Origin of the sequence: Pseudomonas sp. 14P_8.1_Bac3 (assembly GCF_025466085.1) — a bacterium.
Classification (GTDB): domain Bacteria; phylum Pseudomonadota; class Gammaproteobacteria; order Pseudomonadales; family Pseudomonadaceae; genus Aquipseudomonas.
On the sequence record NZ_JANLOD010000014.1, the window covers coordinates 88,142 to 95,026 of the forward strand.

The 6,885-nt window shown below is 60.0% G+C and carries 6 protein-coding genes; 4 read left to right on the forward strand and 2 right to left on the reverse strand.

Going from position 1 to position 6,885, the window contains the following annotated elements; translation table 11 throughout:
- Positions 1-13 precede the first annotated feature (13 nt).
- The 4 genes from phaC (NTD84_RS05005) to NTD84_RS05020 all read left to right on the forward strand — a co-directional run bounded on the left by phaC (NTD84_RS05005) (position 14) and on the right by NTD84_RS05020 (position 5,188).
- Complete coding sequence (gene phaC / locus NTD84_RS05005; protein ID WP_262163900.1) at positions 14-1,693, forward strand: class II poly(R)-hydroxyalkanoic acid synthase; 1,680 nt, start codon at positions 14-16, stop codon at positions 1,691-1,693.
- A 155-nt stretch (positions 1,694-1,848) separates the two neighbouring features.
- Positions 1,849-2,703, forward strand: coding sequence for a poly(3-hydroxyalkanoate) depolymerase (gene phaZ, locus NTD84_RS05010; protein ID WP_262163901.1), 855 nt, complete (start codon positions 1,849-1,851; stop codon positions 2,701-2,703).
- A gap of 114 nt (positions 2,704-2,817) precedes the next feature.
- Positions 2,818-4,500, forward strand: a complete 1,683-nt coding sequence (gene phaC, locus NTD84_RS05015; protein ID WP_262163902.1) for a class II poly(R)-hydroxyalkanoic acid synthase — start codon at positions 2,818-2,820, stop codon at positions 4,498-4,500.
- Between the two features lie 67 nt (positions 4,501-4,567).
- Entirely contained in the window at positions 4,568-5,188 is a 621-nt protein-coding gene (locus tag NTD84_RS05020; protein ID WP_262163903.1) for a TetR/AcrR family transcriptional regulator, read from the forward strand.
- A gap of 126 nt (positions 5,189-5,314) precedes the next feature.
- Here the strand turns inward: NTD84_RS05020 and NTD84_RS05025 are convergent, their stop codons facing one another.
- A complete protein-coding gene (locus NTD84_RS05025; RefSeq protein ID WP_262163904.1) occupies positions 5,315-6,277 on the reverse strand; it encodes a phasin family protein in 963 nt (320 codons plus the stop codon).
- Between the two features lie 10 nt (positions 6,278-6,287).
- Positions 6,288-6,710, reverse strand: coding sequence for a phasin family protein (locus tag NTD84_RS05030; protein WP_262163905.1), 423 nt, complete (start codon positions 6,708-6,710; stop codon positions 6,288-6,290).
- Between the last annotated feature and the right edge of the window lie 175 nt (positions 6,711-6,885).

A 6,885-nucleotide genomic window follows, 5' to 3' on the forward strand; every position in this document is an offset into this window, starting at 1 on the left:
TGGAGCGTCGTAGATGAGTAACAAGAATAACGATGACTTGAAGTATCAAGCCTCGGAAAACACCTTGGGGCTGAATCCTGTCGTTGGGCTGCGTGGAAAGGATCTACTGGCTTCTGCTCGAATGGTGCTCAGGCAGGCCATCAGGCAACCGATACACAGCGCCAAGCATGTCGCTCATTTCGGCCTTGAACTCAAGAACGTGCTGTTCGGCAAATCCGAGCTGCAACCGACCAGTGATGACCGTCGCTTCGCGGATCCGGCCTGGAGCCAGAACCCGCTCTACAAACGTTATCTGCAGACTTACCTGGCGTGGCGCAAGGAACTCCACGACTGGATCGACGACAGTAACCTCGCTCCCAAGGATGTGGCGCGCGGACACTTCGTGATCAATCTCATGACCGAAGCCATGGCCCCGACCAATAGCGCGGCCAACCCGGCGGCGGTCAAACGCTTCTTCGAGACCGGCGGCAAAAGCCTGCTTGACGGTCTCTCGCACCTGGCCAAAGACATGGTGCACAACGGCGGCATGCCGAGCCAGGTCAACATGGGCGCGTTCGAAGTGGGCAAGAGCCTGGGCGTGACCGAAGGCGCGGTGGTGTTTCGCAACGACGTGCTGGAGCTGATCCAGTACCGGCCGACCACCGAGCAGGTGCATGAACGCCCGTTGCTGGTGGTGCCGCCGCAGATCAACAAATTCTACGTATTCGACCTGAGCCCGGACAAAAGCCTGGCGCGTTTCTGCCTGCGCAATCACGTGCAGACGTTCATCGTCAGCTGGCGCAACCCGACCAAGGAGCAGCGCGAGTGGGGCCTGTCGACCTATATCGAAGCGCTCAAGGAAGCGGTCGACGTGGTCACCGCGATCACCGGCAGCAAAGACGTGAACATGCTCGGCGCCTGCTCCGGCGGCATCACCTGCACCGCCCTGTTGGGCCATTACGCCGCGATCGGCGAAAAGAAGGTCAATGCCCTGACCTTGCTGGTGAGCGTGTTGGACACCACCCTGGACAGCGACGTGGCCCTGTTCGTCGACGAGCAGACCCTCGAAGCCGCCAAGCGCCACTCCTATCAGGCCGGTGTGCTGGAAGGCCGCGACATGGCGAAAGTCTTCGCCTGGATGCGCCCCAACGATCTGATCTGGAACTACTGGGTCAACAACTACCTGCTGGGCAACGAGCCGCCGGTGTTCGACATCCTGTTCTGGAACAACGACACCACACGCCTGCCCGCTGCGTTCCACGGCGACCTGATCGAGATGTTCAAAAACAACCCGCTGATCCGCCCGAATGCACTGGAAGTGTGCGGCACGGCGATCGACCTGAAACAGGTCACGGCGGACATCTTTTCCCTGGCCGGCACCAACGACCACATTACGCCATGGAAGTCCTGCTACAAGTCGGCGCAACTGTTCGGCGGCAACGTCGAGTTCGTGCTATCGAGCAGCGGCCACATCCAAAGCATTCTGAACCCGCCGGGTAACCCGAAGTCACGGTATATGACCAGCAGCGAAATGCCGCACAAGGCTGAGGACTGGCAGGAAAACTCCACCAAACACACCGATTCCTGGTGGCTGCATTGGCAAGCCTGGCAGGCAGAGCGTTCGGGCAAGCTGAAGAAGTCCCCGACCACTTTAGGCAGCAAGGCTTATCCGGCGGGCGAAGCCGCGCCGGGCACTTACGTTCATGAGCGGTAACCGACACCCCTCGCCCCACCTGTAGGAGCGAGCTTGCTCGCGATGGTCGTTAACGGTAACGCGCGCAATCTGGTTAACGCGTTGCCCTGACGCTTTTCGCGAGCGGGCTCGCTCCTAAAGGGATCGGGGATGAATTCACCCACAGGGCCAGAAGCATGCCGCAACCGTTCATTTTTCGTACCGTCGACCTGGATGGCCAGACCCTCCGCACGGCGGTACGCCCCGGCAAGCCTCACTTGACGCCCTTGCTGATTTTCAATGGCATCGGCGCCAACCTGGAGCTGGTGTTTCCGTTTGTCGCGGCATTGGACCCGGACCTCGAAGTCATCGCCTTCGATGTCCCCGGCGTGGGCGGCTCATCGACGCCGAGCCGGCCGTACCGTTTTCCGGGCCTGGCCAAACTCACCGCACGGATGCTCGATTATCTCGACTACGGGCAGGTCAACGTGATCGGCGTGTCGTGGGGGGGCGCCCTCGCCCAGCAGTTCGCCTACGACTACCCGGAACGTTGCAAAAAACTCGTGCTGGCGGCCACGGCCGCGGGAGCGGTGATGGTGCCGGGCAAGCCGAAAGTGCTGTGGATGATGGCCAGCCCGCGGCGCTACATCCAGCCGTCGCACGTAATCCGCATTGCCCCGATGATCTACGGCGGCTCGTTCCGTCGCGACCCGACCCTTGCAGCCAGCCACGCAGCGAAAGTGCGCTCGGCGGGCAAGCTCGGCTACTACTGGCAGCTGTTCGCCGGCCTCGGCTGGACCAGCATTCACTGGCTGCACAAGATCCACCAGCCGACGCTGGTGCTGGCCGGCGACGACGATCCGTTGATCCCGCTGATCAACATGCGCGTGCTGGCCTGGCGGATTCCCAACGCGCAATTGCACATTATCGATGACGGGCATCTGTTCCTGATCACCCGCGCCGAAGCGGTGGCGCCGATCATCATGAAGTTCCTCGAGGAAGAACGGCAGCGTGCCGTGATGCATCCGCATCCGGCGCCATTGGGCGGTTAACCGACCCTACATCGCCCGGCAGGATGCCGTGCCGCGCAACAAACCGTTACAGCGTCTATGGTGTTCTGGTTCGGTGTGTTTGTTTTTGGCCTGAAGACGAAGGAGTGTTGATTCATGCGCGAGAAACCAGCGAGGGAGTTTTTGTCTACTCCCGCCGCATTCATCAACGCACAGAGTGCGATTACCGGCCTGCGCGGTCGGGATCTGATTTCGACCCTGCGCAGTGTTGCCGCCCATGGTCTGCGCAACCCGGTGCACAGCGCCCGTCACGCCTTGAAACTGGGGGGTCAACTGGGGCGTGTGTTGCTGGGTGAAACCCTGCACCCGACCAACCCGCAGGACAGCCGCTTCGCCGATCCGGCCTGGAGCCTCAACCCGTTTTACCGCCGCAGCCTGCAGGCGTACCTGAGCTGGCAGAAACAGGTCAAAAGCTGGATCGACGAGAGCAACATGAACCCGGACGATCGGGCACGCGCCCACTTCGCCTTCGCCCTGCTCAACGATGCGGTGGCACCGTCCAACACTTTGTTGAATCCGCTGGCAATCAAGGAGATTTTCAATTCCGGGGGCAACAGCCTGGTGCGCGGCATCAGTCACCTGTTCGACGATCTCCTGCACAACGACGGCCTGCCGCGGCAAGTGACCAAACAGGCTTTCGAGGTCGGCAAAACGATCGCCACGACCACCGGTTCGGTGGTGTTTCGCAATGAGCTGCTGGAGCTGATCCAGTACAAGCCGATGAGCGAAAAGCAGTACGCCAAACCGCTGCTGGTGGTGCCCCCGCAGATCAACAAGTACTACATTTTCGACCTGAGCCCGAGCAACAGCTTTGTGCAGTTCGCCCTGAAAAACAGTCTGCAGACCTTCATGATCAGCTGGCGCAACCCGGATGTGCGTCATCGCGAATGGGGCCTCTCGACCTACGTCGAAGCCGTGGAAGAAGCGATGAACGTGTGTCGGGCGATCACCGGTGCCCGCGAAGTCAATCTGATGGGCGCTTGCGCTGGCGGGCTGACCATCGCTGCGCTGCAAGGTCATTTGCAGGCCAAACGGCAGTTGCGCCGCGTATCCAGTGCGACCTACCTGGTGAGCCTGCTCGACAGCCAGATGGACACCCCGGCCACGCTGTTCGCCGACGAGCAAACCCTGGAGGCGGCCAAGCGCCGGTCGTATCAGAAAGGCGTGCTGGACGGTCGTGACATGGCCAAGGTCTTCGCCTGGATGCGCCCCAATGACTTGATCTGGAGCTACTTCGTCAACAACTACCTGCTGGGCAAAGAGCCGCCCGCGTTCGACATTCTCTACTGGAACAACGACAACACGCGCCTGCCGGCCGCCTTACACGGCGACCTGCTGGATTTCTTCAAGCACAACCCGCTGACTCATCCGGGGGGTCTGGAAGTGTGTGGCACGCCGATCGACTTGCAGAAAGTCACCGTCGACAGCTTCAGTGTGGCCGGTATCAACGACCACATCACGCCGTGGGATGCGGTGTATCGCTCAACCCTGCTGCTGGGTGGCGAGCGGCGCTTCGTGCTGTCCAACAGCGGTCATGTGCAAAGCATCCTCAACCCGCCTTCCAACCCGAAAGCCAACTTCATCGAAAGCACCAAGCTGAGCACCGATCCACGGGCCTGGTATTACGACGCCAAGCAGGTTGACGGCAGCTGGTGGACGCAATGGCTGGGCTGGATTCAGGAACGCTCGGGCGCACTGAAGGAAACCCACATGGCCCTGGGCAATTCGAACTATCCACCATTGGAGGCGGCACCCGGCACCTACGTGCGCGTGCGCTGACCCTGAAAAGCCGCGCCAGTCGCCAGCCTGTAGGAGGTTGGCCTGGCATGATCATTAAGAAGACTGGATGAAAACCCGCGACCGGATCCTTGAGTGTGCCCTGCAGTTGTTCAACCAGAAGGGCGAACCGAACGTCTCCACCATGGAAGTTGCCAACGAAATGGGCATCAGCCCGGGCAACCTCTACTACCACTTCCACGGCAAGGAACCGCTGATCCTTGGCTTGTTCGAGCGCTTCCAGGCCGAACTCGCGCCGCTGCTCGACCCGCCTTCCGACGTGGAACTGGCACCGGAAGATTACTGGCTGTTCCTGCACCTGATCGTCGAACGCCTGTCGCACTATCGGTTCCTGTTTCAGGACCTGTCGAACCTGGCCGGGCGCCTGCCGAAACTGGCCAAGGGCATACGCAACCTGCTCAATGCGCTGAAACGCACGCTGGCGTCATTGCTCGCCCGGCTGAAGGCGCAAGGGCAACTGGTCAGCGATACCCAGGCGTTGGGGCAACTGGTTGAGCAGATCACCATGACCCTGCTGTTCTCGTTGGACTATCAGCGGATTCTCGATCGTGAGGGTGAGGTCAGGCTGGTGGTCTATCAGATCATGATGCTGGTGGCGCCGCACTTGCTGCCGGCGGTGAAGGCGGCGACGGAGAAGATGGCGTCGCAGTATCTCGAAGAACACGACTGACCTGTATGGAAACCTGTAGGAGCCAGCTTGCTGGCGCCTACAAAGGATTCGCGATGTTCACAGGAGGGTGTGCAAACAAAAAACGCCCGACCTATGCAGGCCGGGCGTTTTTTTGGGCCCTGAAAATCAGGACTGACTGGTTGGCGTCGATGGTGTCGGCGCGGCAGTCGGGGTTGCAGCAGGGGTCGGCGCGGTAGCGGAGTTCGAAGTGCTGGCCGGAGTCGACGGGGTTGCCGGTTTGGCGGCAGCCACTGCTGGTTTAGGTGCAGCGGCTTTCGCTGCCGCCGGTTTTTTCACTGCAGGTTTTTTCGCGGCGGCAGGTTTTGCCGCTGGCTTGGCTGCAGGTTTGGCTGCCGCCGTTTTAGCGGCTGGTTTAGCCGCAGCAGGTTTAGCGGCTGGTTTTGCTGCCGGCTTGGCGGCTGCCGTTTTGGCGGCCGGTTTAGCGGCTGGCTTGGCAGCGGCTTTGGCGGCGACCGGTTTGGCTGCAGCCTTGACTGCTGCCTTGGCTGCCGGTTTAGCAGCAGCGGTTTTGGCAACGGCCTTGGCGGCTGGCTTGGCAACCGCTTTGGCAGCCGCCTTCACCAATGGCTTGGCAGTGGTTTTGGTCGCTGGTTTGGCAGCGGCCGTTTTAGCCGCCGGTTTGGCTGCCGCGGTTTTCGCCGCAACAGGCGCCACCTTGGCACCGGTGAGCCTTTCGATCTGCTTGGTCAGGGTATCGACCTTGCTGTGCAGCGCCTTCACTTCGTTACGGCTCGGTACACCGAGGCGCGAAATGGCGCTGTTCAGGCGCTTGTCGAAAGCCCCTTCGAGCTCATCCCACTTGCCCAGCGCGCGATCCTTCACGCCGCCGATGCGCGATTTTGCCGATGAAGCGGAATCCTTGACGTCATCGACTTTCTTGCCGACAGCGCTTTTGGTGAGCTTCTCGGCTTTCTCGCCGTCTTTGACCAATGTATCGAAGAGCTTGCTGCCGTCAGTGTCGATCTTCGAGTACACGCCTAAACCAGCCAGCCAGATTTTGCGGGAGTAGTCTTCGACTTTCCCAATCCACGAGCTGCCTTCTTTGTCAGTATTCTTTTTACCAGCCATCCCGTTCTCCTCAAGATTTACGCGCGACGCGTTCGAGCAATGCCGTCAACTCATCGAGCTTAGCAGACAGTGTCTCCACGTCATGTTTAGACGGAATGCCGATACGATTCAAGGCACTTGCGACACGCGAGTCAAACGCCTTCTCGACTTTGTCGAGTTGAAGTTCGACCTTGCCTTTGAAAGTGCTCACTTCACTCTTCGCTTCATCGATCTCGGAGTTGGCCGCTTCAAGTTTCTCGGCAACTAGTTTTTTGCCTTTCTTTTCAACAAGTTGACCTTCTTTAATCAACTCTTGAAAGTACTCGCTGCCCTCTTGTCCGACCTTGGTGTAGGCACCCAGGCCTGCCAGCCAGATCTTGCGGGCATAGGATTTGACGTCGCTCAGGGCGGTTGTCGAAGCGTCGATTTTTTTCTTCAAAATTACTTTGGCCATGGTGCACCTCACGCGCAGAAGGTTTGAGGAACTGCCCGCGAAAGTGTCGGGCTCATGCACAAAGTAGGGCGAATAATTAGAAACGGCACCCTAACAACGGACATAAAACCTTGAGAGCACCGCAAACAAATGTGGGAGCGGGGGGGGGGGGGGGGGGGGGGGGGGGGGGGGTGGG